The organism is Streptomyces virginiae (genome assembly GCF_000720455.1).
Lineage (GTDB): Bacteria > Actinomycetota > Actinomycetes > Streptomycetales > Streptomycetaceae > Streptomyces > Streptomyces virginiae.
On sequence record NZ_JOAK01000003.1, the window covers coordinates 90239 to 117211 of the forward strand.

Sequence of the window (26973 nt, forward strand, 5' to 3'; positions counted from 1 at the left end):
GACAAGAGCCCGGTGGGCGCAGCGCACCTCACATCGGATGATCTATACCGATCATTTACCGCCTGGAAATGATTGCGCCTTGCATAGGGGTGTTCGCGATGGGTTGACTTCAAGCCACTGCTGCCGCACGTGAGAGGACGTATGTGGCCACCGAGCACCTGTCTCCGCTCGATCTCGCCTTCTGGCGGATGGAATCCGCCGACCATCCCATGCACCTGGGCGCCCTCGCCGTCTTCCGCACCGCCGGACAACCCGGTTCAGGCGACGGGCGCGCCGCCGAGCGCGCCGCCGCGCTCCTGGCCGCACGCTGCGCCGCCGTGCCCGGCCTGCGCCGCCGGATCCGGGACGTACTGCTGCCGCTCGGCGCCGCCGCCTGGTCGCCGGACCCCGCCTTCGACCCGGCGCGGCACGTCTTCCTCGTCCGCACGGACCGCACCCGCGTGCACGAGGCAGCAGGGCCGCTGATGGCCCGCCCCCTGGACCGGGAGCTGCCGCCGTGGGAGGCGCACGTGCTGGCCGGGCCGGATCCGGACACCTTCGCCGTGCTCTTCAAGTTCCACCACGCCCTCGCCGACGGCTTGGGCGCCCTCGCCCTCGCGGCCGCGCTGTTCGACGAGGTCCCCGGGCCGCGTGCACCGGCGCGCCCGGTTCCCGGACAGCGGGCCGGCTCCGTCCTGAGCCGGCTCCCCGGAGCCCTCGCCGCCCGTGTCCAGGGCGTCGGCCAGGCCCTGGAGATCGGCGCCGCCATGGCCCGCGGCGGACTGCCGCTCGGGGTCCCGGCCGCGCTCACCGCCGACCCCACCGGCGCGGGCACCCGTACCGTCGCCGGACTCGCCCTCGATCTGGACGAGGTCAACCTGATCCGCAAGGGGGCCGGCGGCACCGTCAACGACGTGCTGATCACCCTGGTCGCGGGCGCCCTGCGGCGCTGGCTGGCGGAACGCGGCGACCCCGAACCCCTGGGGGCCGGGCCGCGGGCCCTGATCCCCGTGTCCCGCCGCCGCGGACCCCGGGGCGCCGAAGGCGCCGGCAACCGGCTCTCCGGCTACCTGCTCCGGCTGCCGCTCGCCGAGCCCGACGCGCTGCGCCGGCTGGACCACGTACGCGCCGGCATGGACCGCAACAAGGACGCCGGGCCCGCCCGGGGTGCGGGGGCCGTCGCCCTCCTCGCGGACCACGTCCATCCGCTCGGCCACCGGCTCGGCGGCCCCCTCGTCGCCCAGGCGGCCCGGCTCCTCTACGACATCCTCGTCACCAGCGTCCCGCTGCCCGGCCTCACCTTCTCCCTCGGCGGAAGCCGGGTCCACGAGGTCTACCCGCTCGCCCCGCTGGCCCGCGGCCAGTCCCTCGCGGTCGCGGTCTCCACCTACAAGGGGACGGTGCACTACGGGCTGGTCGCCGACGCGGCCGCCGTGCCGGACCTGGCGGCGCTGGCCGGGGCGCTGCGCGCGGAGCTCGACGCACTTGTACGAGAGGTCTCGTAGTACGAGGAGATTCGTAGTATGGTGATCCTCGTACTTAGCCGCCGATCCCGGCGCGCCCGGTGACCTCTGGAGAGCCCCGATGAGTGCTGCCCCCGCCGTACCCGCCGCCTTCGCCGCCCTGTTCGAGCCGTACACCCTGCGATCGGTCACCGTCCCGAACCGGGTGTGGATGGCCGCGATGTGCCAGTACAGCGCCGAGGCCTTCGGGCCGAACGCCGGCGTGGCCCACGACTGGCACTTCGCCCACTACGCCGCCCGCGCGACCGGCGGCACCGGCCTGATCATCCAGGAGGCCACCGCGGTCTCCCCGGAAGGCCGGATCTCCCCGTACGACCTCGGCATCTGGAACGACACCCAGGTCGAGGCCCTGCGCCGGATCACCGGCTTCCTCAAGGCCCGGGGCACCGTCCCGGGCATCCAGATCGCCCACGCCGGCCGCAAGGCGTCCACCGACCGGACCTGGAAGGGCGGCGCACCGGTCGGCGCCGACGCGCACGGCTGGCAGCCGGTCGCGCCCAGCGCCGTGCCGTTCGCCGAGAGCCACCCGGTGCCGCACGAGCTGACGGCCGATGAGATCGCGGAGATCACCGGCCAGTTCGCGGCCGCGGCGGAGCGCGCGCTCGCCGCCGGCTACGAGGTCGTCGAGATCCACGGCGCCCACGGCTACCTCATCGGGGAGTTCCTCTCCCCGCACAGCAACAGGCGCACCGACTCCTACGGGGGTTCCTTCGAGAACCGGACCCGCTTCGCCCTGGAGGTCGTGGACGCCGTCCGCGCGGTGTGGCCCGAGGAGCTCCCGCTGTTCTTCCGGATCTCCGCCACCGACTGGCTGGAGGAGGACGGCTGGACCGCGGACGAGACCGTGCGTCTGGCCCGCCTCCTGGAGGAGCACGGCGTGGACCTCCTCGACGTCTCCACCGGCGGCCTCGCCCCCGGGGTGAACATCCCGCTCGGCCCCGGCTACCAGGTGCCGTTCGCCGCCCGGGTGAAGGCCGAGACGACCCTCCCCGTGGCCGCCGTCGGCCTGATCACCGAGCCCGAGCAGGCCGAGAAGATCCTGGCCAACGGCGAGGCCGACGCGGTCCTGCTGGGCCGCGAGCTGCTGCGCGACCCGTACTGGGCCCGCCGTGCGGCCGACGAGCTGGGCGCGGAGATCCGTACGCCCGAGCAGTACCACCGCTCCTGGTGACGGCGGTGCGGCCGCGGCCCGGGGGGCGCGGCCGCACCCACCCGTTCCCGCCGATTTCCCCGACCCCCACGCCTCCTTCGGCGACTCTCGTACCATGGGGGACCGAACCAAGCCGAGCGAGCGGAGCAGGGACATGACGGATCGGGACACCTCCCGCACCCTGGCCCACCCGGAGACGGCCGAGATCCGCCTGGAGGGCGTGCTGCACGCCCTGTCCGACCCGGTGCGGCTCTCCATCGTCCTGGACCTGGCCGGCTCGGCGGACGACCTGGCCTGCTCGCACTTCGACCTGCCGGTCACCAAGTCGACGACCACCCACCACTTCCGCGTCCTGCGGGAGAGCGGTGTCGTACGCCAGGCCTACCGCGGCACCACCAAGCTCAACGCCCTGCGCCGGGACGACCTGGAGGCGCTCTTCCCCGGCCTCCTCGACAGCGTCCTGACGGCGGCCGCGGCCGAGTCGTCCCGGCTCACGTCCTGAGGCCGCCGGGCGTCGGCGTGTTGTCGGCGGTCACGGTCGCGCCTTCGGTGATGTTCTCCTGGGTGAGCACCAGGGGACCGAAGACGGGGTTCAAGGGCAGGTCGTAGCCGGGCGGGGCCTGGGTTTCCTGCCAGTAGTAGGTGCCGGTCGGCAGGGTGCGGGTGCAGGTGCCGTCGGCTGCCGTGGTGCAGGTGTCGCCGATCGCGGTGTCCGGGTCGCTGCCGGTGGGCTGGAGTCCCGGGATGCCGTTGGTCTCCTCCCAGAGCTGGAAGACGGCGCCGCCCAGGGGGCTTGCCGTCGCCGAGTCCTCCTTGACGACGGTCACGTCGCCGAGGGGTACACCAGGGCCCTCACAGCCCGCTGGCCCGGCATTGCAGAGGGGCGGAGGACACCACCCCGCAACGCCGAGGGAGTGGGCGGGCGCGGCGCCCGGGCCGTTGCCGTGCTCCGGGCACCGGGCGGCATGCCGGGCGGCCTGGCCCGCGACGCCCGGCTGGTTCGCGGCGCCCGGGCCCGTCCCGGCCGCCGCGGAGTACGAGGGCGCCGCGACCAGCAGGGCCGCCGTCGCCGTCCCGAGGAACAAGGGCCGCCACCCGCCCCACGCCCGGCGGATTCCGTTCGCTGCCATGACACTCCATCCGCACGCTGTTCCGGGGCTTCGGTCCAGCGACATGATCGGCCCGCGCGCCCGGGCCGGCACGGCGACACTCCCCGGCGAGGCCATCCGGGGCCGGGCGACCACCCGGAAGCGCTTCCGGGGAGGGACGGCGCAGGGCAGAAGGGGGTGGTCCGAGGGGACGGCCCACGCCGGGCCCCTGCGCGCCGCAGGCGCCTGCGGGCATGGCCGGGTCGCGTACCGGATCCGTCTCCCCGCCGCGGCGGAGCGGCCTACGCCCGGGCCGAGCCCGCCGTGCCCGCCGCGCCCAACAGGCCCGGCCAGTCGGGGATCTTGACCGAGCGACGGCCCAGGGAGCGCCCCAGCTCCGCCTCGGCCGACTCGATGGCCAGCCAGCCCGGCCACTCCACCGGGCTCAGACCCGCCGCGCGCAGGGCCTCCAGCGGGTCCCCGGGCAGCTCGCGCCGGGCCAGCGCCCCCGCGTCCTGGAGCAGCGAGGACGCGGTCTCCTTCGCGCACGGCCGGTTCGTGCCGATCACCCCGGTCGGGCCCCGCTTGATCCAGCCCGCCACGTACTCGCCGACCGAGGCCCGGCCCGCGCGCAGCACCCGTCCCGCCGCGTGCGGAACCGTGCCCTTCGCCGGGTCGAAGGGCAGCCCGGCCAGGGGCACGCCCATGTACCCCACCGAGCGCAGCACCAGTTGCGCCCCGACGTCCTCGTGGACGCCCGTCCCGGTCACCCCGCCGCGGCCGTCGGGGGCCGTCCGCTCGAAGCGCACCCCGGCGACCCGCCCGTCGGGCCCGCCGAGGATCTCCACCGGGCGCAGGTAGAACCGCAGCGCGATGCGGCGCGGGCCCCCGGTCGGCGCCTCCCCGGCCCAGCCGCGCAGCACCTCCAGGTTGCGCCGCGCCACCGCCGGCAGCGCGGCGGCCGCGCCCGGATCGGCGTACAGGGGGTCCAGCGCCAGCTCGGCCGGGTCCGCCCAGGCGTCGACACCCGGCAGCGTGCCCAGCTCCCGCAGCTCCTTGGTGGTGAACCTGGCCTGCGAGGGCCCGCGTCGGGCCACCATCGACACCCTGCGCACCCCGCTGTCCGCGAGCGCGCCGAGCGCCGGCTGCGGCATGTCCGTCGGGGCCAGCTCGGCCGGGCCGCGGGCCAGGATCCGGGTCACGTCCACCGCGACGTTGCCCGCCCCGACCACCACCGCCGCGTCGACCCCGGGCAGGTCGAAGACCTCGGCGGCGGCGTCCGGGTGCCCGCTGTACCAGGACACGAAGGCCGTCGCGGAGTGCACCCCGGCCAGCTCCTCACCGGGGATCCCCAGCATCCGGTCCCGCGCCGCGCCCACGCAGTACACGACCGCGTGGTAGAGCTCCAGCAGCCGCTGCGCGGGCAGGGCGGCCCCGCCGACCTCGACGTTCCCGAGGAAGCGGATCCGCTCGTCCTCCAGTACGGTGCGCAGGCTGCCCTGGAGCGACTTGATCTTCTCGTGGTCCGGCGCGACCCCGTACCGTACGAGCCCGTACGGGGCGGGGAGCCGGTCCAGTACGTCGACCCGCACCCCCGGCACCTCGCGCTGCTGGACCAGCGTCTGAGCCGCGTAGACCCCGCTGGGGCCCGATCCGACGACGGCGACACGAAGCACGGCGGAGCTCCTCCCGCAGGTGGTCCCAGCATGACACCGGCCCCGGCGTCAGTCAGCCCATCGCGCGCATCCGGTGGATCTCGGCGCTCTGCGTCGCCACGACCTCGTTGGCCATCTCCTCGACGGCCAGGTTGTTCCCGCCGGCCAGCGCCTCGCCCGCCATCGTCACGGCCCCCTCGTGGTGGGCGGTCATCAGCTTGAGGAAGAGCCGGTCGAAGTCGGCTCCCCTGGCGGCGGTCAGCTCCCCCAATTGCTGTTCGGTCGCCATGCCCGGCATCGAACCGTGGTCCTGGGCATGGCCGTGGTCGTGACCGGCGGAGGGGCCGCCGGTGCCCGCCGCCGGTGCCGGATGGCGGGACAACCACTTCTGCATCGCGCCGATTTCGGGCTTCTGGGCGGCGGTGATGCGCTCGGCGAGCCGCTTGACCGGATCGGACGCGGCGCGCTCGGGTGCCAGCGCGCTCATCGTCAGCGCCTGCCGGTGGTGTTCGATCATCCGCTGCACGTAGGAGTGGTCGGCGGCGTTCGGACTGTCGTCGGGTTTGGCCTTGGCGGCCTGCTCAGGGGTCAGGGTGCGCGACTTCTCGCCGGGCCGGCCGGGCGCGACGATCGAGGCCCGCCCGTCGTCGGCCCGGTCCGCCGCGTCGTCCTGGCAGGCGGTGAGCGTCAGCAGGAGGCCGGCGGTCGCCGTCGCCGCGGCGAACCGGAGGGGCCGCACGGTTAAGGCCTTGCGGCCCCGGAGGTCTTTTGCCATGTCCATGAAGGGAAGATACTGCCGGGGTCCTGGTTCCGTTCCCCTGTGGAAGGAACCGATCGGGCTCCCATGGGAGGCACAGTGACCTCGCTCCACACCAGGAGAGCGCACAAGAGGAGGGTGGGAGTGGTCGCCGCGGCGGCCGGACTCCTCACGACCCTCCTGGCGGCCGGACCGGCGGCGGCCACCCCCGACCCGGGCGACTTAACGACCGGCCACGGCAACCATCAGAGCACCGCACCCTCCGACGGCGGGGAACTCGCCCCGGGCGGCATCCCCGGCCAGGACGAGATCGTGCACAGCGCCAACATCAAACCCCTGGCCAACATCCCCTCGACCGACCCCACGGTGATCAACTCGGACCTCGCGTTCCAGGGCAGGTACGCCTACGCGGGCAACTACAACGGCTTCACGATCTACGACATCGCCAACCCGAAGGCACCGAAGAAGGTCACCGAGGTGCTCTGCCCCGGCGGGCAGAACGACATATCCGTCGACGGCGACCTCCTCTTCCTCTCCACCGACTCCTCCCGCAGCGACGACTCCTGCAACAGCGTCTCGCAGCCCGCGACGGAGAAGTCCTCGTGGGAGGGCATCAAGATCTTCGACATCAAGGACAAGAAGAACCCCCGGTACATCAAGTCCGTCGAGACGGCCTGCGGTTCCCACACCCACACCCTGGTCCCGGGCCGCAAGGACATCTACCTCTACGTCGCCTCCTACTCCCCGAACGAGGCCTTCCCCGACTGCCGGCCGCCGCACGACGGCATCTCCGTGGTGAAGGTCCCGAAGAAGAGCCCGACGCAGGCCGCCGTCGTGGCCTTCCCGGTCCTCTTCCCCGACGGCGGCAACCCGGGCGCGCCCACCAACCCCGGCGTCTCCAAGACCACCGGCTGCCACGACATCACCGTGCTCCCGTCGAAGGACCTCGCCGCCGGAGCCTGCATGGGCGACGGCATCCTCTTCGACATCAGCCGGCCCGAGCAGCCGCGCGTCATCGACCGGGTCCAGGACAACGTGAACTTCGCGTTCTGGCACTCGGCCACCTTCAACGAGCGGGCGAACAAGGTGGTGTTCACCGACGAACTCGGCGGCGGTGGCGGCGCCACCTGCAACGAGGCCACCGGACCCAACCGCGGCGCGGACGGGATCTACGACATCACCGGCCGCGGCGACCAGCGCAAACTCTCCTTCCGCAGCTACTTCAAGATCCCGCGCCACCAGGCCGACACCGAGAACTGCGTGGCCCACAACGGCTCGCTGGTCCCGGTCGGCGGCGGCCGCGACATCATGGTGCAGGCCTGGTACCAGGGCGGCGTCTCGGTGTGGGAGTTCACCGACTCCGACCGGCCCAGGGAGATCGCCTACTTCGAACGCGGACCGCTGACGACGGACAAGCTGGGCCTCGGCGGGTCCTGGTCGGCCTACTACTACAACGGGCACATCTACTCGAACGACATCACCAAGGGCCTCGACGTGCTGCGGCTCGACGACCGGCGCACCGACAGCGCCAAGTGGGTCCGCATGGACCGGCTCAACGTGCAGACCCAGCCCGAGTACCACTGAACCGCGTGAGGTCAGAGGCGTGAGGGAAACGTTCCGCCGGGCGGCCCGCCGTCCGGCGGAACACCCAGATCCCAGTCCAGCCCGTAGCGCTGGAACAGCTCCGCCCGCAGACGGGCCGCCGGCATCGGGGCCCCGGGCAGCAGCACCGCCACGACCGCGCCCATCAGCAGGGCGCGCAGCAGCGGATAGTCCGCGTCCACGTCCGCCGAGCCGTACCGGGCGACGGTGTCCCGCAGCAGTTCGGCCAGCCGCCGCTGCTCCGGGCACTGCACGAAACCGTCGGCCGTGAGGATGCCCGCCATGTGCGTCCGCATCAGCAGCGGTTCGTCCCGGGCGAGCCCCAGGATCGCGTCGATGGCACGCGCCAGCCGCTCGCGCCCGTCCTCCGTGCGCGGCTGCCGTTCCAGCGCGGCGTGCAGGGTGAGGTGCATCAGCCGGTGCACGGCCGACTGCAGCAACTGCCGTTTGCCCGGGAAGTAGTACGAGACCAGGCCGCGCGCCGCGCCGGCCCGGTCGGCGATGTCGCCGAGCGTCGTGGCCTCGTAGCCGCGCTCGGCGACGAGCTCCACCGTGGACCGCAGCAGCCGCTCCCGGGAACGTCTGCGCAATTCTTCATTGACCGATGCGCTGCGCGGGGACATGCTTACTCCTGCGTTGACTGGCTCACAGCCAATATACTCAGCGCACGGGGTCGCCTGCTCTGGGTGACACGGGGGATCATCCAGGGCAGGCCACGCCACTCGCGGCCGGCCCCGGTTCCAGGGGCTCGGCAAGGCGTCGCGCATCAGGCCCGGTGTCAGAGTTGGGGAGTCGTCGGCATGCCGTTCGGCCCGCGGACGGCGTCCAGAACAGCCTGCCCCTGGCTGTCCACGAACTTGGTGAACAGCTGCTGGGAGTACCCGAAGATGATGGCCCACGCGATGATCTGAGCCGTGGAGTCGAGAGCGCTGAGACCCGGAACGAAGCCGCCGCGCATGAGGAGCAGTCCCAGCGGAGCCGTGAGGGCTCCCGTCGGCAGCTTCAGGAGGGCCAGGACGACCGGCACGTTGTAGGGCAGTGCGGTCCCCCTGATCCGCCGCAGGGTCGCGGCGGACGCGATGGCAGCGGCCACGACACCGACGGTCTCGACGACGATGTAGTCGTACTTCTGAGTGGTCGCGGCGAGCATGGCGGTGGTCGGTGGCGTCGTACCGGTGTCCGTGCTGTTCGACGGGCACACCACCTCGTACTCGCCGCCGCTCTCCGGGGTGAAGCACAGCGGAATCGCGTTCTTCCACGCGAAGGTCAGCACCGCGATCAAGGTCGCGGCCAGAAACAGGGCCCCGGTCACGGAGGCGACGATCCAGACGAAGCTGCGGACGCGGAGGGTCTCCCTCCGCAGGAGTCGTCTGGCCCTGCTGACCGTCTCGGCGAGGAAGGCACGCTCGCTCGGCGTGAGGCTGACGGCGGGCGCGCCCGGGTCGAGCTCGTCGTGCTGGATCTTGCGCGCGAGCTCCGCCGCACGGATGCGCCGCGGGTCGTCGGCGGCGAAGTGCTCGTCGATCAGCGCCAGCATCTGCGGGAGCAGCGCCTGGATGTCCTCGCCGGAGGCCATCCAGACCATGAGGTTCAAGGCCGTGTCGACGTGCGACTGGGCGACCCCGAGGTGCGCCGCCCGCCGTACGCGCGGATGCGAGTGGTGTTCCAGCACGGACCGGGCCTGCCGGAGGCCCTCGACGGCCTTCTCCCCGTAGGCCGGTGCCAGGTCGCGTCGCTCCGGGTCGGCCAATGCCCGTGTCAACAGGGCGTCCAGGATGGCCTCCAGCTCGGAGATCCTCGCGCGCAGCCCCTCCTTCTGCTCCCACGGGCCCATTTCTGCGCGGGAGGCGCTGAACGGCATCCGGACGCGGATCCAGCCCTTCGTCTGCCTCAGCCACCCCTTCTCGACCGGTGGCCCATCCTTCGCGTCCGCCATCAGGCCTCCCTGGCTCACGTCACGGCTGCACGACGAGGGTCGGCAGGAGCCGGGCGCGCCTGCACGGCAACTCGCCCGGCCGGCCGATGGGGTTCACCGGAGAAACGATGGGGCGACTACGCCGATCGGCCCTGGGACGGCCGTCCCCCGGACGCCCCCTTCTTCAGTTCCTTCAGTGTTCCTGCGGGCGCGGGGCAGGTCTGCGGCCGCCGATGGAGACCGACGTCGCCAGGACCACCAGGGCCGCGCCCAGCAGCCAGCCGGCCACCACGTCCGAGAGCCAGTGCACGCCCAGGTAGAGCCGGGTGAAACCGACGCCGAGCACCGAGACGGCCGCCACGGCCCAGGCGGCCGGGGCCCACGTGGGGCGCGGCGTCCGGATCAGCCACAGCAGCATCCCGCACACCACCGTCGCCGTCAGGGCGTGGCCGGACGGGTAGGCCGCGAAGTGCGCCGAATCCACCGGGTCCGACCACACCGGACGCTCGCGTCCCACCGCTGCCTTCAGTCCCTGCTGCACCACCGTCGCCGCCACCGCGGCCAGCGCCACCCGCACGGCCCGCTCCCGGTCGCCGCGCCACCACAACAGCGAGCAGGCCACCGCGGCCAGCGCCCGCATGGCCCACGGGTCCCAGACCCAGTCGGACAGCACCCGCATGGACCGCGTGACCCCGGAGTGGACGACGGCGTGGGCGTGCAGCTCCCTCGCGATCCGCTCGTCCAGGGCCAGGAGCGGCTGCCAGCCCGCCACCACCAGGGCGGTCAGAACCGCCCCGAGCAGCGCGCAGCCGATCCCCACCCACCGAAAGTGATCGTTCCGCATACCGGGATCCTTGCACCGGCCGCCCCGTCGGTCCGCCGGACACCCCCTGGGTCGTGTCCGCAAAGTCCCGCCTGCCCGCCCTCCGGGCGGCCGACGCTACTGTGCGGACACTCCCTAGGTCAGCGCACTCAGTCCCGGTACGAAGGCCACCACGAGGGGGATCGCCGGCACCAGCGTGGCCAGTGCCGTCAGCCGCAGCCGGCGGCCCGGCGAGAGCCGGGGCGCGGCCGACAGCAGCCTGCGCACCCGCTGCGGGACGTGGGCCTCCGGCGCCGAGGAGGCGGCGAACACCCCACGGTCCTCGTTGAGTCCGACGAGCGCCAGCGCGACCGTCAGCCGCCCGAACCGCCGCGAGGCCATGTCGTCGGCGGCCAGTTCCACCAGCCGGTGCATCTCCGCCTCGAAGGCCGCGAACACCGGCACCTGCGGGAAGCCCCGGGCCAGCGCCCGCGAACAGTGCAGCAGCCAGTCGTGCCGGGCCGTCGCGTGCCCCTGCTCGTGCGCCATGACGGCGTCCAGCTGGCTGCCCTTCAACCGGCCGAGCGCCGCCGTGGTGACGACCAGCTGCGGGGCCGCTCCCGGCAGCCACCAGGCGTCCGGGCGCGGACCCTCCAGTACGACGAGCCGTGCGCCCGCGGGGTCCTCCCCGGGCAGCAGCGGGGCCCGCTCCAGCAGTTCGCTGCCCTGCGCGCGCCGCCGGGCCCGGGCCCGCAGGACCTCCCCGGTGAGCATCGCCGCGGTCCACAGGCCGCCGCCCGCGAGGACGAGGGCGGTGCCGGCGGCCCAGGGGCCGCCGGACGCACCCAGGGCGTAGGCGTCGACGACCCCGTGCGGGGCGACGGCGAAGAGCCGGCCCCGGACCGCCTGCCAGGCCGCGGCGGCGCTCAGCAGCATGGACAGTCCGAAGCACAGCAGCACCGCCCCGACGACGCACTGCCACACCCACAGGGCCACGACCGGTTCGCGCTCGGGCCATTGGGCCCGGGCCAGCAGACGGGGAGCGAGCACCGCGGTCAGGGCGCCGAGCATCAGGAGAGCGGCGGGGACCATCATGGCCACCAGCCTATGAGTGCGGGGCTACCTGCGGGTATGAGACGGCGGCATTGGTGACGCAGGACACGTTCCCGGACGCCGTCACATCGACAGCAGCATCGCCAACATCCCCATTCCCATGGCGAGTCGGCAGGCCCTGATCAGTTCCGTGGGCGCGGCGTGGGCCGCATGGGCGGCGTGGGCGGTGGGCGCGGCAGCCGCAGCGGCCGGTCCGCCCGCGGTGATCAGCCGCGTTCCGCCGAGCACCACGTAGCCGGCGTAGTAGAGCAGGAGCGCACCGGTCAGCAGCGGCAGCCCCGCGCCGTGTCCGTTCCCGGATCCCGCGCTGGCGGCCATGTAGACCATCGTCAGCGACCCCACCAGGTGGTGCGCGTGGTGCAGCCCGCCCCGCAGCAGCCACACGGCGTGCAGGGCCGCCGCGCAGAAGACCGCGCCGAGCACGGCCGGCCGCCACGCGCCGCCGCCCCCCAGGGGCACCGCCATCAGCGCCATGCCGAACCCCATCACCGCCTCACCGGCGGCGGCCCCGCCCCATCCGCCCCACCCGCGTACCCGCCGCAGGCAGTACGCACCGCTCACCGCGCACAGGAGCACCAGCAGCCAGGAGGAGACGGAGGCGGACAGGGACGAGGCGGATCCGTGCACGGCGGAACCTCCCGGTTCGTCGGCGTCACGGGGAGAGATGCCCTTCTCACGCGGGGCTCACGCGGCTCCGGGATAGGCTCTCCCTGCCGTCCCAGGCATGTCATATGCCACCGCACCGAACGGAGCGCCCATGTCGACCGCCCAGCCCGCAGCCCTCAGCTTCCGCAGCGCCGTCGAGGCGGACGTACCGGAACTGGTGGTGCTCGTGGAGTCCGCCTACCGCGGGGACGCCAGCCGGGCCGGATGGACCACCGAGGCCGACTACCTGGACGGACAGCGCACCGACCCGGACGGGGTCCGCGCCGTCATCGACAGCCCGGACGGGGTGCTCCTCGTCGTCGAGCGCGCGGGCGAGCTCGTGGCCTGCTGCCACATCGAACACCGCGGCGACCACGCCTACTTCGGCATGTTCGCCGTCCGCCCCGGGCTCCAGGGCGGCGGCCTCGGCAAGGAGATCCTCGCCGAGGCGGAGCGCCGCGCCCGCGACACGTGGGGCGCCGACGAGATGCGGATGACGGTGGTGAACGTACGGGAGGAGCTCATCGCCTACTACGTGCGCCGCGGCTACCGGCGCACCGGCGAGCTGAGCCCCTTCCCGTACGGCGACGAGCGCTTCGGTATCCCGCTGCGCGACGACCTCGCCTTCGAACTGCTGGTCAAGCCGCTCCAGAACTGACGCCCGCCGCCGCTCAGGCGGTGAAGCGGCCCGTGCTGCGGATCTCCGGGAAGTCCGTGGTCACACCGTCCAGTCCGAGCGCCCGCGCCAGCCGCAGCCGGTCCAGGGTGTCGACCGCCAGACCCGTCACGCGCAGGCCCGCCGCGTGGGCCGCCTCCACCACCTCCAGGGCGATGCGGCGGACGTCCAGGGAGATCGTCGCCGCGCCCGCGGCCAGCGCCCGGTCCACGACGGCCTCCGTGTCGCCGCCGAGGAACTCCACGAACAGCGTGGTCCGCACGCCCGGCACCCGCCGGGCCGCCTCGGCGAGCAGCGCCCCGTCGGCGGAGGCGATCTCCACCCGGGAGACCAGGTCGCGGCGCAGGACCAGCTCCGCGAGCGCCGTGGCCGCGGCCACGTCCCCGACGGACACCTGGAGGGGCGACCGGACCGCCTCCAGCACCTCCTCGAACACCGGCACGCGCTCGCCCTGACCGGCGTCCAGCCCGCGCAGCTCGGCCAGGGTCAGGTCGGCGACGGCCCCGGAGCCGTCGGTGGTCCGGTCCACCTCGGGGTCGTGCACGGCGACGAGGACGCCGTCCTTGCTGAGCCGGAGGTCCAGGGCGATGGCGTCCATGCCGGAACGTTCCGCTCGGAGATACGACCGCAGGGTGTTCTCCGGTTCGACACCCATGACCCCGCGGTGACCGATGGTGAGGAAAGTCAAGGTTCTCTCGCTTCCGTCGACGGCGGCTCCCCGCGCGGTCGCGGTGTCCCTACCGGCCGCGCGCGATGAGGTCGCATGCTAGTGCGCCCGTCGTGGATAGGGACCGTGCGTGCACGGCCCCGCGGAAGCGCCACCGACCGCTTCCCGCCAGGGTTGTGCGCCCCCGGCGGGCATCCCGCGGCCCCGCCGCGTCACCCGGGCGTGGGCGAGTCCCCAACGGCTTGACGCCCGCCCCCACCCTCCTGCGGGGAGAGTTCCGCCAGGTCGGTCAGCAGGGCCTCGCCCAGCTCCAGTTCGGCCAGGTGCTGCCGCTCGCTCCAGCGCAGCGCGAGGGCCGGGAAGGCCCACTCCGCCACGCCGGCCGCCTGCTCCATGGCCTCCCGTACGGCGGCCAGTTCGGCCCGGGTGCGTTCCAGGTGCTCGCCGACCATCGCGCGCAGCCGCGCCGGTTCGGCCAGGTGGCCGAGCCAGATCCGCAGCAGCAGCCCGTGCTTGAGCACCGGCGGGCCGGCCTCCGCGGTGCCGGCGGCCCAGCCCGACAGCGCCTCGCGCCCGGCTCCGGTGATGGAGTAGCGGCGCTTGGCCCGTGCCTCCTGCGGTCCCGAGCGCGCGGAGGCCGCGTACCCCAGTTCCTCCAGACGGCGCAGCTCCGCGTAGATCTGGCTGATGGCCGGTGACCAGTAGAAGAAGCGCAGCGAGGAGTCCGCCCACTTCTTCAGCTCGTAGCCGGTGCGCTCGCCGGGGAAGGACAGCAGGCCGAGAACGGCCCACGCGGTCGGCGGGAGGTCCGGGTCCTGCTTCTTCTCTTGCTTCTTCGACGTGTGACTACTAGTCATATTCCGAATTGAAGTAAGACCGGGCACGGGACGCAACCCTGGAGGCACCGTGAAATTCTCCGTCATCTTCGAGGCACAGCTGGCCGACCCGACGGTGGAGCGCGAGCACCGGCTCATCCACGACTGCGTGGAGCAGGCGGTGCTCGCGGAACGCATGGGATTCGACCGGATCTGGGCCGTGGAGCACCACTCCCTGAAGTGGTACGCGCACATGTCGGCCCCGGAGATCTTCCTGACCTGGGTCGCGGCCAGGACGAACACCATACGCATCGGGCACGGCGTGGTGTGCATGCCCTTCAACTTCAACCACCCGGTACGGGTCGCCGAGCGGGCCGCGATGCTCGACCTGCTCTCCGGCGGGCGCCTGGACCTCGGCGCCGGGCGCGGCGGCACCGAACAGGAGACCTCGCTGTGCGGGGTGGACAGGGAGCGGACCACGGCGGAGGTCGAGGAGGCCCTGCGGATCATCGGCAGGGCCTGGCAGGAGGAGGAGCTGGAGTACCACGGCGAACTGATCGACATCGATCCGCACCCCATCCTGCCGCGGCCGCGGCAGACCCCGCACCCGCCGCTGTTCCTGGCGTGCAGCCGCGGCGAGACCCTGGTCCAGGCGGCCGAACTGGGCGTCGGGGCGCTGGTGATGGGCTTCGCCGGGCCCGGTTCGATCGCGCAGATGCGGTCCGTCTACGACACGGCGATCGCCGGCCGGGACGGGAGCCGTTTCGTGTCCACGGTCGTGAACGACCACTTCTCCGTGCTGTGTCCGACGATCGTCCTCGACGACGGCGAACGGGCGCGGCGGATCGGCATCCGGGGCCAGCGCTTCTTCGCCCAGTCCATCGGCCACTGGTACGGCGGCGCGGGCGTCCCGGACGAGGCCGTGGTCGCGGGCGCCGACGAGGCGGGGGAGATGCGCAGGGCCGCCGAGCAGGTGGTGGCGCGGCTGCACGAGCTGGACATCCCGGTCCGGCCGACTTCCACGGCCACCTTCAACGCCGATCACGCCTACGGCACCGCCGACGACGCCATCGCCCATGTGGAGCGGCTCCGGGAGGCCGGGGCCGACGAGATCATGTGCCTGATCCAGATGGGCACGGTGGAGCAGGAGGCGTGCATGGAGACCCTGCGCCAGTGGGGCGAGAAGGTCATCCCGCACTTCCGGAGCCGATGATGGCCGCCGCCCGGGACCGGGGCGGGCGCAGGGGCCGGGGCCGGGCCCGGGACCGCCTCGACCCGGCCGCCGTGCCCTACGTCGACGCCCTCGCCGCCGCGTTCCCGGACCTCGGCCGCGGTGTCACCGGCGCCGACGAAGCCCGGCGGATCCTGGCGGCCGCCTCCCGTCCGCCCGCCGGCCGGCCGCGCGTCGGGGCCACCCGGGACCGGACCGTCCCCGGCCCGCCCGGCGCCCCGCCCGTACCCGTGCGGATCTACCTGCCCGACCCGCAGCGGTGGCCGGCCCCCCGCCCGACGGTGGTGTTCTGCCACGGCGGCGGGTGGGTCCTGTGCGACCTGGACACCCATGACACCACCGCCCGCCACCTCTCGCGGGCGGCCGGCGCGGCCGTGGTCTCGGTGGACTACCGGCGGGCCCCCGAGCACCGCTTCCCGGCGGCCGCGGAGGACGCGTACGCGGCGCTGCGCTGGGCCGGGCGCCACCTCGACGAGCTGGGCGGCGATCCGGCCGCCCTGGTCGTGGCCGGGGACAGCTCGGGCGGCAACCTGGCGGCCGCCTCGCTGCTGCTCGCCCGCGAGCGCGGGGGACCGCCCGTCGCCCTCCAGGCGCTGGTCTATCCCGCGCTGGACGCCGCCCAGGACCGGGCGTCGTACCGGACCGCCGCCGAGGGCTGCTTCCTGACCGCCGCGCACATGCGCTGGTTCTGGGAGCAGTACCTGGGCCCCGGCGGCGACGGCGGTCATCCGCTGGCCTCCCCGCTGCGCGCGGACCTCACCGGGCTGCCGCCCGCCCACCTGGTGGTCGCCGGGTGCGACCCGCTGCGGGACGACGGCCGCGCGTACCACCGCAGGCTGGCGCGGAGCGGGATCCGGTCGGTCCTGGACGGCCACCCCGGCATGTTCCACGGCTTCCTGGGACTGGCCGGGGTACTGCCACAGGCATGTGAAGCCTTGGCGCGACTGGGCGGAGCTATCAGTTCCACCCTGACGAACGGGAAGACTTTCGGTGAAGCAGGGGGTGACGCAGGATAATTTCCCGAATTGCCTCTTGAGCGGGAGAGCCTCGCACGCATACGCTGTGCGGACGTGAGGTTCTCCTGTGGAGGAAGTGACATGACGGAAACTCTTGTGCCGGGCGTCGGCGGTGCCGTGATATCCGCTGGGGCGCGGGTGGTAGACCACCCTGCGTGGCCCGAGCTCAAGGCCGCCGTGGAGGAGATCCGCCCTTGGCAGGCGGCCGACGGTTCCATCGACTTCGAGGCCGAGGGCGAGCACGCCCGCGCCACCGTCCGCGCCGCGGTCGAGCGCGTGATCGGCGCCGTCGAGGTGCTGTCCCCGCTGCTCCCGCACGCCACCGCGTACCACCAGGCGCTCATCGGCGACCTGCGCAAGTGGGCCGCGGACGACTTCCGCGTGCCGGACTTCCTCGACTCCCTGCTGGCCTTCCACCCGGCCGCCGAGCGCGCCGACGGCCTGCAGCACCTCGTCGTCTTCCCGATGTACACGCAGAACGGCAACCCGGACCGCAACCTCGAGGCCGTCGTGCTGAAGATGGTGTGGCCCGAGTGGCTCTCCGAGCTGGAGCGCACCCGCTACGACAACCCGCTCTTCCTCGGCATCACCTTCGAGGACTTCACCCCCGGCTACGACACGCACTCCGCCGTGCTGTTCCCGGAGACCATCGCCGTGCGCGAGGCCCCCGAGCGCTTCACCTGGGGCGGCATCTTCTGCGACCGCGAGGCCGCCCGCTACCGCAAGGTGACCGCGGCCGCCGTGGACATCCTGGGCATCGACCTGCCCGAGGACATCGCGCGCATGGTCGACGACCAGGAGCGCTGCGAGAAGGCCTTCGTCCTGTGGGACATGGTCCACGACCGCACCCACAGCCACGGCGACCTGCCGTTCGACCCCTTCATGATCAAGCAGCGCCAGCCGTTCTGGATGTACGGCCTGGAGGAGCTGCGCTGCGACCTCACCGCCTTCAAGGAGGCCGTGAAGCTGGAGTCCGAGGGCAACGAGCACGGCCGTGACGTGCAGTACGCCGTCCTCTTCGACCGGATGTTCCGCTTCCCCGTCTCCGGCGACCGCAACCGCAACTACGACGGTCTCGGCGGCCAGCTGCTCTTCGCCTACCTCCACAAGCACGACGTCGTGCGCTGGACGGACAACAAGCTGAAGATCGACTGGATGCGCGCCCCGCAGGTCACCAACCAGCTGTGCGCCGAGATCGAGGACCTCTACCGGGCCGGCATCGACCGCCCGAAGCTGGTCCACTGGTTCAAGGCCTACGAGCTCGTCTCGACCTACCTCGCCCCGCACCCGGGTTCCAAGTGGGCCAAGGGCGCCGACGCGCTGGACCTGACGCAGCCGCCGCGCAAGCTGGTCGACGACGTGCTTCCGGACGAGTTTCCGCTCAGCATGTTCTTTGAGGCGCTCGCCAAGAAGCTCAAGGGCACCATCGCCTCGACCAAGGGCATCACCGCTCTGAACGCAGAGCACGCCGAGCGGGTCGCCGCGTGAGCACTCGCCCACAGGAGGCTGCACAGATGAACGGCTCCGGGAACGGCAACGGAAAGCTGCACGGAGCGGTGGTGGCGGTGGCCGGGGCCGGCGGGCCCGCGGGCCGCGCCGCCCTGCTCCGCCTCGCCGAGGCGGGCGCGACCGTCGTCGCGTCCGACGCCGACGCGGCGCGCCTCGCGGAAGCCGTGGACGCGGCCCGCTACGCCCACGGCGGCGCCACCATCACCGGTGACACCGTGGACCTGCTCGACCTGGACGCCACGAAGGCCTGGGCCGAGCACACCGAGAAGGAGTTCGGGCGGATCGACGGACTGGTCCACCTCGTCGGCGGCTGGCGCGGCAGCAAGACCTTCACCGACGTCGACCTCGCGGACTGGGCCTTCTTGGAGAAGCTCCTCATCCGCACCGTCCAGCACACCTCGCTGGCCTTCCACGACGGGCTCCTGCGCAGCGACCGCGGGCGCTACGTCCTGGTGAGCCAGTCCGGCGCGCACAAGCCGGTCGCCAACAACGCCGCCTACAACGCGGGCAAGGCGGCCGCCGAGGCCTGGACCCTCGCCATGGCGGACTCCTTCCGCAAGGCGGGGGGTGACGAGGGTCCCGGCGCGGCAGCTGCGATCCTGGTCATCAAGGCACTGGTGCACGACGCGATGCGCGCCGAGCGTCCCAATGCGAAGTTCGCGGGCTTCACCGACGTGAAGGAGCTGGCCGAGGCCATCGCCGGCGTGTGGGAGCGGCCCGCCATCGATGTGAACGGACAGCGTCTGTGGCTCACTCCGCAACCGTGAAGACCGATGCCCGCCGGCACCACGATCCGGCAGTGCGCGGCTTCGCCAGCGACAACTACGCGGGGGTCCATCCGGAGATCCTGGAGGCCCTCGCCCTCGCCAACGGAGGTCACCAGATCTCCTACGGCGAGGACGAGTACACCGAACACCTGCAGAAGATCATCCGCAGCCACTTCGGACCGTACGCGGAGGCCTTCCCGGTCTTCAACGGCACCGGCGCCAACGTCACCGCCCTCCAGGCGATGACCGACCGCTGGGGCGCCGTGATCTGCGCCAAGAGCGCCCACATCAACGTGGACGAGGGCGGCGCGCCGGAGCGGATGGCCGGGCTCAAGCTGCTCGCCGTGCCCACCCCGGACGGCAAGCTCACGCCCGAGCTGATCGACCAGGAGGCCTGGGGCTTCGAGGACGAGCACCGCGCGATGCCGCAGGTCGTCTCGATCACCCAGAACACCGAGCTCGGCACGGTCTACACGCCGGACGAGATCAAGGCCATCTGCGACCACGCCCACGGGCTCGGCATGAAGGTCCACCTCGACGGTGCCCGGATAGCCAACGCCGCGGCCTCGCTCAACGTGCCGATGCGCACCTTCACCAACACGGTCGGCGTCGACGTGCTGTCCTACGGCGGCACCAAGAACGGCATGATGTTCGGCGAGGCCATCGTCGTGCTCAACCCGGACGCGGTCCGGCAGATGAAGCACATCCGCAAGATGTCGATGCAGCTCGCCTCGAAGATGCGCTTCGTGTCGGTGCAGCTCGAAGCGCTGCTCGCCAAGGACCTGTGGCTGCGCAACGCCCGCCACGCCAACGAGATGGCGCAGCGGCTCGCCGCCGGGGTCCGCGAGACCGACGGCGTGGAGATCCTCTACCCGGTGCAGGCGAACGCGGTGTTCGCGCGGCTGCCGCACGAGGTGTCGCGGCGTCTGCAGAAGCGTTACCGCTTCTACTTCTGGGACGAGGCTGCGGGTGACGTCCGCTGGATGTGCGGCTTCGACACCCAGGTGGAGGACGTGGACGGCTTCCTCCAGGCCCTCAAGGAGGAGCTCGCCCGCTAGTTCCGGGTGATCGGCCTCTCCGCCTGACTGCATATGTATGCCGCCCACCGTAAATTCATTGATTCGCGGTGGGTGGCATGCCTATGCTCCGGGCCATGCAGCTGATCCAGCAAAACCCCGACGTCCTCGCGTACTTGGCCTCGGACGAGGCCATAGACCACTGGCATCCCCTCGTGCTGGAAACAGCAGAAGCCCTCTGGTCCACGACCGGCGACGCATACTCATACGCCGAGGCCGCCTTCGAGTTCGTTCGCGACACCATCGCGCACTCGGCCGACTCCGGGGACCCACGGGTCACCTGGAAGGCCTCCGCCGTACTGGGAACGCGCAACGGCATCTGCCACGCCAAGTCCCACGCCCTGGTCGCCCTGCTGCGCGCCCAGGGGATCCCGGCCGCGCTGTGCTACCAGCGCCTGGCCGACGACGACGGCTCGAACCCCCTCGTCCACGGGCTGATCGCCCTGCACCTGCCCGGCGGGGAGCGCTGGAGCCGGCTCGACCCGCGCGGCAACAAGCCCGGGGTGGACGCGCGGTTCGATCTCGCCGAGGAACGCCTGGCCTTCCCCGTCCGCCCGGAACTGGGCGAGGTCGATCACCCCGAGCTGTACGCGGCCCCCCACCCGGCGGTGCTCACGGCCCTCCGGGAGTCCGCCGACCGCCAGGAGCTGTGGCGCAGGCTGCCGACCGCGCTCCCGGCGTCCGCCGCGGGTACGGGCCTCGACGTGATGACGAACCGGGCCCTCTGACAGGGGGGCCGGCGGGTGTCAAGCCACGGGATGCAGGGGCGTGACGCGCGGCGCGGGGCGGGGCGTACTGGAGATGTCCGTTCCGCTCTCTCGTCGGAGGAGAACCACCATGACCCACACCGTTCGCACGCGACGGCTGGCCCTGTTCGCGGCCACGGCCGCCGTGGCCGCCGGAGCCGTACTGGTGCCCACGACCTCGTTCGCAGCCACCCCTGCCGCCCCTGCCACCCCGCACGCGGCCGTGGCGGACCGGCACGGCGAGCGGCCGGACAAGGACCACCACGACACGTGGAAGAAGGACGGCACGTGGGGCAAGAAGCGTCCCGGCAAGGGCGGCTCCGACGGTGGGGTGCACGTTCCGAAGAACCCGCAGTGGCAGTGCATCACGGCCCCGTGCGGGCCCCCCGACAGCCCGGGGAAGGGCTCGGACCACGGGCCGCACGTCCCGAAGGAACCGAAGTGGCAGTGCGTCAAAGCCCCCTGCGGTCCTCCGGACGGCTCCGGGGACGGCGGCCGGCCCCACCGGCACTGAGACGTGGCTCCGCTCCCCTCCGGGGGGCGGAGCCGCACCGTGCGAGGGTGGGGCTCAGCCCGCTTCGCGCACCTGGGCCGCGGTCGGCGCCGTGCCGCCCAGGTGGGCCGGCAGCCACCAGGAGTCCTCGGTACCCCGCGGCTTCTCCGGGTAGGCGCGCTGGGCGGCGTCCAGCAGCTCCTGCACGCGCTCGCGCAGCCGGCGCGTGATCGCCCCGGCGTACTGGTCGGTGGGCGCCTCGATCGGCTCGCCCACCCGCATCGTCACGGGGATGTGGCTGCGCTTGAGGTTCTTGGGACGGCCCTTGGTCCACAGCCGCTGCGTGCCCCACAGCGCCACCGGGATCAGCGGGACGCCGGCCTCCTGCGCCATGCGGGCCGCACCCGACTTGAAGCTCTTCAGCGTGAAGGACTGGGAGATCGTCGCCTCGGGGAAGACCCCGATGATCTCACCGGAGCGCAGCGACTCCAGCGCGTGCTGGTACGCCGTCTCGCCCTGCTTGCGGTCCACCGGGATGTGCTTCATCGCGCGCATCAGCGGGCCGGACACCTTGTGCCGGAACACCGACTCCTTCGCCATGAAGCGCACCAGGCGTTTCTGCGGCCGCGCCGTCAGGCCGGCGAAGATGAAGTCGAGGTAGCCGATGTGGTTCGACACCAGGACCGCACCGCCCTTGCGGGGGATGTTCTCGGTGCCCTTCATGTCGATGCGGATGTCGAGCGCGCGGAACAGCCCGTGCGCGGCGCCGATCACCGGAGGGTAGACGAGCTCAGCCATGGGGAGACCCGCTTTCTGCCTGGGGAGGTGCTCCCGGCCGGAAGTTACGGAAGCGTAGGTACGCGACCCTTGGGGATGGTGCCCCAAACGCGGGCCGCTGGCCAGTCCAGACGCCCGTGCCCGGAGAGATTCTCGTCACGCCGGGAATGCCCGGGGCCCGCCGGGTGTCCATCCACGTACGAGCGTACGACGATCATGTACGTACGCGAAGGAGACAGCGGTGACGGGAGTGCGGGTGCTCGGGCGGGAACACGGACGGGACGACCGGTCCGACGGTCGGTGCGACGGCCGGGCCGGTGGTCGGGCCGACGGCGTGCCGGCGCTCCTGGGCGCCGCGGAACTGGGAGCGGAGCCGGGCCGGCGGGCCACTCTGGTGCAGTTCTCCAGCGCCTTCTGCCAGCCCTGCCGGGCCACGCGGCGGATCCTCGCCGAGGTGGCGGCCATGGTCGGCGGAGTCGCGCACATCGAGATCGACGCCGAGGAGCGGCTCGACCTGGTGCGGGCCCTGGGCATCGAGAAGACCCCGACCGTGCTCGTCCTGGACGCCGCCGGCCGGATCGTGCGGCGGGCGGCCGGCATGCCGCGCAAGGCCGACGTGATCGCCGCGCTCGGCGCCGCCGTATGACGGGACGGCGAACGGTCCGGCCGGCGGGGCGCCCGGAACCGGGGGGCCCGGGCGCGCCGGTGCGCGCGCCCGCACACCGCGTGACGCGCCTGACATCTGCCCGATCCCGCTTGACTGCGTCCACGGGAGATCGCCAGGCTGACCGTATGCGGTATGAACTCCTGCTCTACGGACGGCCTCATGTGGACCTCGTCCGCCACGCGAGCGCGCGCTGTCAGGATCACTGAACGACCCGCCCGTGATCCCGACTGTGCCCGCACGTCCTGCGGCAGAAGGCAGAACCCTGATGAGTGCTCCGACGGTCCCGACGGTCCCGACGGTCCCGACGGCCGCTTCCCCTCTTTCCGGCGCCGGCCGTCCCGGCTCGCCCGACCTCCTGCGCTCCGTCTTCCGGCAGCACGCCGCCGGAGTCGCGGTGATCACCTCCCAGGACGGCGGACGGCCGGTGGGCTTCACCGCCACCTCGCTCAACTCCGTCTCCGCCGACCCGCCGCTGCTCTCCTTCACGATCGGCACCGGGGCCTCCAGCTGGCCCGCGGTGCGTGACAGCGAGTACCTCGGCGTCCACATACTCGGCGAGCACCAACGTGAGCTGGCGGGCCTGTTCGCGCGCAGTGGAGCCGACCGTTTCGGGCCCGCCACCGGCTGGGCCGCCGGACCGCACGGGGTTCCGGTCCTGGACGGCGTGCTGGCGTGGCTGGTGTGCCGGGTGGTGGCGAGGGTGCCCGCCGGGGAACACCGTGTGATCATCGCGCAGGCGGTCGTGGGTGACCCGGCCGGAGAGGGTCGTCCGCTGCTCTACCACCAGGGGCGCTTCAACGCGCTGCGCGACTGAATCGTCCCTGCTGGGGCGGGTCGGGCGGCGTTGGGCAGATCACAGTTCGCCGACCTTGCGACTTGGTGGGACCCAAGGTGTACTGACGAGTAACATTCCCTTCGGGGCGCGGGCCGCCCCGATCGGGATCCGCCCGACAAGGCGCCTATGCTGCCTGCATAAGGCGGTACACGAAAAGACGATGCGGTAGGAGAGCCGGCGTGAGCCTGAGGATCGTTGTCTGTGTGAAGTACGTGCCCGACGCCACTGGCGACCGGCAGTTCACCGAGGACTTGACCGTCAACCGTGACGACGTCGACGGCCTGCTGTCGGAGCTCGACGAGTACGCCGTCGAGCAGGCGCTGCAGATCGCCGACGAGGCCGACGACGCGGAGATCACCGTTCTGACGGTGGGTCCCGAGGACGCCAAGGACGCGCTGCGCAAGGCGCTGTCGATGGGCGCCGACAAGGCCATCCACGTCGAGGACGACGACCTCCACGGCACGGACGTCATGGGCACCTCGCTGGTGCTCGCCAAGGCCATCGAGAAGGCCGGTTACGACCTGGTCATCACGGGCATGGCGTCCACCGACGGCACCATGGGCGTCCTCCCGGCGATCCTTGCCGAGCGCCTGGGCGTCCCGCAGGTCACCCTGCTCTCCGAGGTCAAGGTCGAGGACGGCACCGTGACCGGCCGCCGCGACGGCGACACCGCGAGCGAGCAGCTGGAGGCCTCCCTCCCCGCGCTCGTCTCGGTGACGGACCAGTCGGGCGAGGCCCGCTACCCGTCCTTCAAGGGCATCATGGCCGCGAAGAAGAAGCCGGTCGAGTCCTGGGACCTCGAGGACCTGGAGATCGAGGCCGACGAGGTCGGTCTGGAAGGCTCCTGGACCGCGGTGGACTCCGCGGCGCAGCGCCCGGCGCGCACCGCCGGCACGATCGTCAAGGACGAGGGCGAGGGCGGCAAGCAGCTGGCCGAGTTCCTGGCCGGCCAGAAGTTCATCTAAGAGCTTCGGTCATCCCCCTCAAAGCCCCCAGACACTTCGCAATAGCAGGAGAGCAGTCCCATGGCTGAAGTTCTCGTCTACGTCGACCACGTGGACGGCGCCGTCCGCAAGCCCACCCTCGAGCTGCTGACGCTGGCCCGCCGCATCGGCGAGCCCGTCGCCGTCGCCCTGGGCGCCGGTGCCGACGCCACCGCCGCGGTGCTCGCCGAGCACGGCGCGGTCAAGGTCCTCACCGCCGACGCCCCCGAGTTCACCGAGTACCTCGTCGTACCGAAGGTGGACGCGCTGCAGGCCGCGTACGAGGCCGTCTCCCCGGCCGCCGTGCTCGTCCCGTCCTCCGCCGAGGGCAAGGAGATCGCCGCCCGCCTGGCCGTGCGCATCGGCTCCGGCATCATCACCGACGCCGTCGACCTGGAGGCGGGTGACGAGGGCCCGGTCGCGACGCAGTCGGCCTTCGCCGCCTCGTTCACCACCAAGTCCCGCGTCTCCAAGGGCACCCCGGTCATCACCGTCAAGCCGAACTCGGCTCCGGTCGAGGCCGCTCCGGCCGCCGGCGCCGTCGAGGCGCTCGCCGTCACCTTCGGCGCCCTGGCCACCGGTACCAAGGTCACCGGCCGCACCCCGCGCGAGTCGACCGGCCGTCCCGAGCTGACCGAGGCCGCGATCGTGGTCTCCGGCGGCCGCGGCGTCAACGGTGCCGAGAACTTCGGCATCATCGAGGCCCTCGCGGACTCCCTCGGCGCGGCCGTCGGCGCCTCGCGCGCCGCCGTCGACGCCGGCTGGTACCCGCACACCAACCAGGTCGGCCAGACCGGCAAGTCGGTCTCCCCGCAGCTCTACATCGCCTCCGGCATCTCGGGCGCGATCCAGCACCGGGCCGGCATGCAGACCTCGAAGACCATCGTGGCCATCAACAAGGACGCCGAGGCCCCGATCTTCGACCTCGTCGACTACGGCGTGGTCGGCGACCTCTTCGCGGTCGTCCCGCAGCTGACCGACGAGATCAAGGCGCGCAAGGGCTGACCGCCTGACCTGCGTTTCTCTTCGTAGTACCGCTTCTCCGGGGCCGTGTGGTGATTCTCACCGCGCGGCCCCGAGTCGTTTGTCCCGGGCGGCCGAGGGACCATTGACGGAGCGGAACCGCGTGACTAAATTCTGCTATGCGGATCTAAGCTTCCGTGAAGCGGAAAAGAGGAGAGTGTACGATGGGTCAGCAGGAGAAGGTGGCGACGAGCCTCGCAGGCGCGGTCAGCGAGGGCATCAGCGCCTCCCTCGCGCCGGTGGACGCGGAGCTCGCGCGCCACTACCCGGGCGACCCCGGCACCCGGCAGCCCATCCACACCGTCTACGTGCCCGGTGACGTCTTCGCCGCGGACACCATCCGCTCGTGGGGCGACCAGGCCCTGGCCGCGCTCGACGAGCACGCCCCGGACGCCGCCACCTTCGCCAAGGTCCTCGGCATCTCCGACGACCTGGCCGTACCGGTCTACGACCGCGTCCGCGCCAAGCTCCTGCGCGAGCCCGTCGAGGACCTCCGCGTCGACTTCGAGGACGGCTTCGGCGTCCGCTCCGACGAGGAGGAGGACCAGGCCGCGGCCCGCGCCGCCCGCCTCGTCTCGGAGGCCTTCTCCAACGGCACGAACGCGCCGTACATGGGCATCCGCATGAAGTGCATGGAATCCAACGTCCGCGACCGCGGCATCCGCACCACGGACATCTTCCTCTCCGGCCTGCTGGAGCACGGCGGCCTGCCCGAGGGTCTCGTCCTCACGCTCCCGAAGGTCACCTACGCCGAGCAGGTCAGCGCCTTCGTCAAGCTGCTGGAGGCCTTCGAGAGCACCCGCGGCCTGCGCCCGGGCCGGATCGGCTTCGAGATCCAGATCGAGACCAGCCAGTCCATCCTGGCCTCCGACGGCACCGCCACCGTCGCCCGGATGATCGAGGCGTCCAAGGGCCGCGCCACCGGCCTGCACTACGGCACCTTCGACTACAGCGCCTGCGTCGGCGTGTCCGCCGCGTACCAGGCCAGCGACCACCCCGCCGCCGACCACGCGAAGGCGATCATGCAGGTCGCGGCCGCCGGCACCGGCGTACGCGTCTCCGACGGCTCCACCAACGTGCTGCCGATCGGCACCACCGAGAAGGTCCACGAGGGCTGGAAGCTCCACTACGGCCTCACCCGCCGCGCCCTGGCCCGTGCCTACTACCAGGGCTGGGACATGCACCCGGCGCACCTGCCCACCCGCTACGCGGCCGTCTTCACCTTCTACCGCGAGGGCCTGGAGGCCGCCGCCGCGCGCCTGAAGGCGTACGTGGCCAAGATCGAGGGCGACGTGATGGACGAGCCGGCCACCGCCAAGGCCCTGGCCGGGTACCTGGTCCGCGGCCTCGACTGCGGCGCGGTGGGCGCCGACGAGGTCACCGCCCTGACCGGTCTGACCCGCGCCGAACTCGACGCCTTCGCCATCCCGCGCCGCTCGGCGACCCTGACGGCGACCGCCTGA

28 protein-coding genes are annotated in these 26973 nt (G+C 72.5%); 17 read left to right on the forward strand and 11 right to left on the reverse strand.

All coding sequences use genetic code 11. From position 1 onward, the window contains the following. The first annotated feature begins 143 nt into the window (after positions 1-143). The 3 genes from IG86_RS0105670 to IG86_RS0105680 all read left to right on the forward strand — a co-directional run bounded on the left by IG86_RS0105670 (position 144) and on the right by IG86_RS0105680 (position 3154). Positions 144-1484, forward strand: coding sequence for a wax ester/triacylglycerol synthase family O-acyltransferase (locus IG86_RS0105670; RefSeq protein ID WP_030818679.1), 1341 nt, complete (start codon positions 144-146; stop codon positions 1482-1484). 79 nt (positions 1485-1563) lie between these two features. Beyond that, positions 1564-2673, forward strand: a complete 1110-nt coding sequence (locus IG86_RS0105675) for an NADH:flavin oxidoreductase/NADH oxidase (protein WP_030818677.1) — start codon at positions 1564-1566, stop codon at positions 2671-2673. Between the two features lie 133 nt (positions 2674-2806). After that, entirely contained in the window at positions 2807-3154 is a 348-nt protein-coding gene (locus IG86_RS0105680) for an ArsR/SmtB family transcription factor (RefSeq protein WP_030818674.1), read from the forward strand. On the opposite strand, the gene IG86_RS44135 is transcribed toward IG86_RS0105680, so the two are convergent. The 3 genes from IG86_RS44135 to IG86_RS0105695 form a co-directional block, all read right to left on the reverse strand. Further along, on the reverse strand, positions 3144-3782 hold the full coding sequence (locus IG86_RS44135; protein WP_234316158.1) for an MSCRAMM family protein: 639 nt from the start codon (positions 3780-3782) through the stop codon (positions 3144-3146). The two genes, IG86_RS0105680 and IG86_RS44135, sit on opposite strands and share 11 nt — an antisense overlap. A 260-nt stretch (positions 3783-4042) precedes the next feature. Then, on the reverse strand, positions 4043-5416 hold the full coding sequence (locus IG86_RS0105690; protein WP_030818670.1) for an FAD-dependent oxidoreductase: 1374 nt from the start codon (positions 5414-5416) through the stop codon (positions 4043-4045). Positions 5417-5468: 52 nt separating this feature from the next. Continuing rightward, entirely contained in the window at positions 5469-6176 is a 708-nt protein-coding gene (locus IG86_RS0105695) for a DUF305 domain-containing protein (protein ID WP_078905807.1), read from the reverse strand. 63 nt (positions 6177-6239) lie between these two features. Here IG86_RS0105695 and IG86_RS0105700 point away from each other — a divergent pair, with 63 nt between their 5' ends. After that, positions 6240-7736 carry an LVIVD repeat-containing protein gene (locus tag IG86_RS0105700; protein ID WP_051784985.1) on the forward strand — a complete coding sequence of 499 codons (1497 nt, stop codon included), beginning with the start codon at positions 6240-6242 and terminating at the stop codon, positions 7734-7736. A gap of 11 nt (positions 7737-7747) precedes the next feature. Here the strand turns inward: IG86_RS0105700 and IG86_RS0105705 are convergent, their stop codons facing one another. From IG86_RS0105705 to IG86_RS0105730, 5 genes are all read right to left on the reverse strand, one after another. Further along, the gene (locus tag IG86_RS0105705; RefSeq protein WP_030818664.1) at positions 7748-8377 is read right to left on the reverse strand and encodes a TetR/AcrR family transcriptional regulator; all 630 of its coding nucleotides are present in this window, start codon (positions 8375-8377) and stop codon (positions 7748-7750) included. A 155-nt stretch (positions 8378-8532) separates the two neighbouring features. After that, entirely contained in the window at positions 8533-9690 is a 1158-nt protein-coding gene (locus IG86_RS38370; protein ID WP_051784986.1) for a hypothetical protein, read from the reverse strand. Positions 9691-9862: 172 nt separating this feature from the next. Continuing rightward, positions 9863-10513 (reverse strand): phosphatase PAP2 family protein, encoded by a 651-nt coding sequence (locus tag IG86_RS0105720; RefSeq protein ID WP_037941955.1) that lies wholly within the window; start codon positions 10511-10513, stop codon positions 9863-9865. A 114-nt stretch (positions 10514-10627) separates the two neighbouring features. After that, entirely contained in the window at positions 10628-11566 is a 939-nt protein-coding gene (locus tag IG86_RS0105725) for a M56 family metallopeptidase (protein WP_030818660.1), read from the reverse strand. 81 nt (positions 11567-11647) lie between these two features. Then, complete coding sequence (locus tag IG86_RS0105730) at positions 11648-12211, reverse strand: DUF5134 domain-containing protein (protein WP_078905808.1); 564 nt, start codon at positions 12209-12211, stop codon at positions 11648-11650. Between the two features lie 130 nt (positions 12212-12341). On the opposite strand from IG86_RS0105730, the gene IG86_RS0105735 reads away from it, so the two are divergent. Beyond that, positions 12342-12887, forward strand: a complete 546-nt coding sequence (locus IG86_RS0105735; protein WP_030818656.1) for a GNAT family N-acetyltransferase — start codon at positions 12342-12344, stop codon at positions 12885-12887. 13 nt (positions 12888-12900) lie between these two features. Here IG86_RS0105735 and IG86_RS0105740 read toward each other — a convergent pair whose 3' ends face one another. Both IG86_RS0105740 and IG86_RS0105745 read right to left on the reverse strand, forming a co-directional pair. Then, positions 12901-13593: a glycerophosphodiester phosphodiesterase gene (locus tag IG86_RS0105740; RefSeq protein ID WP_030895162.1), complete on the reverse strand. Its 693-nt coding sequence runs from the start codon at positions 13591-13593 to the stop codon at positions 12901-12903. Between the two features lie 191 nt (positions 13594-13784). Beyond that, complete coding sequence (locus IG86_RS0105745) at positions 13785-14429, reverse strand: PadR family transcriptional regulator (protein WP_051784987.1); 645 nt, start codon at positions 14427-14429, stop codon at positions 13785-13787. A 49-nt stretch (positions 14430-14478) separates the two neighbouring features. Between IG86_RS0105745 and IG86_RS0105750 the strand changes: the two genes are divergently transcribed. From IG86_RS0105750 to IG86_RS0105780, 7 genes are all read left to right on the forward strand, one after another. Continuing rightward, positions 14479-15600: an LLM class flavin-dependent oxidoreductase gene (locus IG86_RS0105750; protein ID WP_030895170.1), complete on the forward strand. Its 1122-nt coding sequence runs from the start codon at positions 14479-14481 to the stop codon at positions 15598-15600. Continuing rightward, positions 15561-16634 (forward strand): alpha/beta hydrolase, encoded by a 1074-nt coding sequence (locus IG86_RS0105755; protein ID WP_244305783.1) that lies wholly within the window; start codon positions 15561-15563, stop codon positions 16632-16634. Before IG86_RS0105750 ends, IG86_RS0105755 begins: the two co-directional genes overlap by 40 nt. Positions 16635-16715: 81 nt before the next feature. Further along, entirely contained in the window at positions 16716-18122 is a 1407-nt protein-coding gene (locus tag IG86_RS0105760) for a DUF6421 family protein (RefSeq protein ID WP_030818646.1), read from the forward strand. A 26-nt stretch (positions 18123-18148) separates the two neighbouring features. Beyond that, the gene (locus tag IG86_RS0105765; protein ID WP_030818644.1) at positions 18149-18910 is read left to right on the forward strand and encodes an SDR family NAD(P)-dependent oxidoreductase; all 762 of its coding nucleotides are present in this window, start codon (positions 18149-18151) and stop codon (positions 18908-18910) included. Further along, complete coding sequence (locus IG86_RS0105770; RefSeq protein ID WP_030657603.1) at positions 18907-19968, forward strand: threonine aldolase family protein; 1062 nt, start codon at positions 18907-18909, stop codon at positions 19966-19968. The genes IG86_RS0105765 and IG86_RS0105770 overlap by 4 nt, the downstream gene beginning before the upstream one ends. 95 nt (positions 19969-20063) lie before the next feature. Then, a complete protein-coding gene (locus IG86_RS0105775; protein ID WP_051785034.1) occupies positions 20064-20714 on the forward strand; it encodes a transglutaminase-like domain-containing protein in 651 nt (216 codons plus the stop codon). A 109-nt stretch (positions 20715-20823) separates the two neighbouring features. Then, a complete protein-coding gene (locus IG86_RS0105780) occupies positions 20824-21246 on the forward strand; it encodes a hypothetical protein (RefSeq protein WP_030895180.1) in 423 nt (140 codons plus the stop codon). Positions 21247-21300: 54 nt separating this feature from the next. On the opposite strand, the gene IG86_RS0105785 is transcribed toward IG86_RS0105780, so the two are convergent. Next, positions 21301-22023 carry a lysophospholipid acyltransferase family protein gene (locus tag IG86_RS0105785; RefSeq protein WP_030657609.1) on the reverse strand — a complete coding sequence of 241 codons (723 nt, stop codon included), beginning with the start codon at positions 22021-22023 and terminating at the stop codon, positions 21301-21303. Positions 22024-22336: 313 nt separating this feature from the next. On the opposite strand from IG86_RS0105785, the gene IG86_RS0105790 reads away from it, so the two are divergent. The 5 genes from IG86_RS0105790 (at position 22337) to IG86_RS0105810 (ending at position 26973) form a co-directional block, all read left to right on the forward strand. Beyond that, positions 22337-22648, forward strand: a complete 312-nt coding sequence (locus IG86_RS0105790; protein WP_030818633.1) for a TlpA family protein disulfide reductase — start codon at positions 22337-22339, stop codon at positions 22646-22648. Positions 22649-22934: 286 nt separating this feature from the next. Continuing rightward, positions 22935-23483 carry a flavin reductase family protein gene (locus IG86_RS0105795; protein WP_030818631.1) on the forward strand — a complete coding sequence of 183 codons (549 nt, stop codon included), beginning with the start codon at positions 22935-22937 and terminating at the stop codon, positions 23481-23483. A gap of 200 nt (positions 23484-23683) precedes the next feature. Then, complete coding sequence (locus IG86_RS0105800; RefSeq protein ID WP_030030595.1) at positions 23684-24469, forward strand: electron transfer flavoprotein subunit beta/FixA family protein; 786 nt, start codon at positions 23684-23686, stop codon at positions 24467-24469. Between the two features lie 60 nt (positions 24470-24529). After that, the gene (locus tag IG86_RS0105805; RefSeq protein ID WP_030818628.1) at positions 24530-25492 is read left to right on the forward strand and encodes an electron transfer flavoprotein subunit alpha/FixB family protein; all 963 of its coding nucleotides are present in this window, start codon (positions 24530-24532) and stop codon (positions 25490-25492) included. A 182-nt stretch (positions 25493-25674) separates the two neighbouring features. Next, positions 25675-26973, forward strand: a complete 1299-nt coding sequence (locus IG86_RS0105810; protein WP_030818626.1) for a DUF6986 family protein — start codon at positions 25675-25677, stop codon at positions 26971-26973.

Bases quoted from the DNA above. Each gene is read 5' to 3' on its own strand.
- IG86_RS0105675 (WP_030818677.1), top strand. From the start codon at position 1,564: ATGAGTGCTGCCCCCGCCGTACCCGCCGCCTTCGCCGCCCTGTTCGAG.
- IG86_RS0105680 (WP_030818674.1), top strand. From the start codon at position 2,807: ATGACGGATCGGGACACCTCCCGCACCCTGGCCCACCCGGAGACGGCC.
- IG86_RS44135 (WP_234316158.1), bottom strand. From the start codon at position 3,782: ATGGCAGCGAACGGAATCCGCCGGGCGTGGGGCGGGTGGCGGCCCTTG.
- IG86_RS0105695 (WP_078905807.1), bottom strand. From the start codon at position 6,176: ATGGACATGGCAAAAGACCTCCGGGGCCGCAAGGCCTTAACCGTGCGG.
- IG86_RS0105700 (WP_051784985.1), top strand. From the start codon at position 6,240: ATGGGAGGCACAGTGACCTCGCTCCACACCAGGAGAGCGCACAAGAGG.
- IG86_RS0105705 (WP_030818664.1), bottom strand. From the start codon at position 8,377: ATGTCCCCGCGCAGCGCATCGGTCAATGAAGAATTGCGCAGACGTTCC.
- IG86_RS38370 (WP_051784986.1), bottom strand. From the start codon at position 9,690: ATGGCGGACGCGAAGGATGGGCCACCGGTCGAGAAGGGGTGGCTGAGG.
- IG86_RS0105720 (WP_037941955.1), bottom strand. From the start codon at position 10,513: ATGCGGAACGATCACTTTCGGTGGGTGGGGATCGGCTGCGCGCTGCTC.
- IG86_RS0105725 (WP_030818660.1), bottom strand. From the start codon at position 11,566: ATGATGGTCCCCGCCGCTCTCCTGATGCTCGGCGCCCTGACCGCGGTG.
- IG86_RS0105735 (WP_030818656.1), top strand. From the start codon at position 12,342: ATGTCGACCGCCCAGCCCGCAGCCCTCAGCTTCCGCAGCGCCGTCGAG.
- IG86_RS0105745 (WP_051784987.1), bottom strand. From the start codon at position 14,429: ATGACTAGTAGTCACACGTCGAAGAAGCAAGAGAAGAAGCAGGACCCG.
- IG86_RS0105760 (WP_030818646.1), top strand. From the start codon at position 16,716: ATGACGGAAACTCTTGTGCCGGGCGTCGGCGGTGCCGTGATATCCGCT.
- IG86_RS0105765 (WP_030818644.1), top strand. From the start codon at position 18,149: ATGAACGGCTCCGGGAACGGCAACGGAAAGCTGCACGGAGCGGTGGTG.
- IG86_RS0105775 (WP_051785034.1), top strand. From the start codon at position 20,064: ATGCAGCTGATCCAGCAAAACCCCGACGTCCTCGCGTACTTGGCCTCG.
- IG86_RS0105780 (WP_030895180.1), top strand. From the start codon at position 20,824: ATGACCCACACCGTTCGCACGCGACGGCTGGCCCTGTTCGCGGCCACG.
- IG86_RS0105785 (WP_030657609.1), bottom strand. From the start codon at position 22,023: ATGGCTGAGCTCGTCTACCCTCCGGTGATCGGCGCCGCGCACGGGCTG.
- IG86_RS0105795 (WP_030818631.1), top strand. From the start codon at position 22,935: ATGAGTGCTCCGACGGTCCCGACGGTCCCGACGGTCCCGACGGCCGCT.
- IG86_RS0105805 (WP_030818628.1), top strand. From the start codon at position 24,530: ATGGCTGAAGTTCTCGTCTACGTCGACCACGTGGACGGCGCCGTCCGC.
- IG86_RS0105810 (WP_030818626.1), top strand. From the start codon at position 25,675: ATGGGTCAGCAGGAGAAGGTGGCGACGAGCCTCGCAGGCGCGGTCAGC.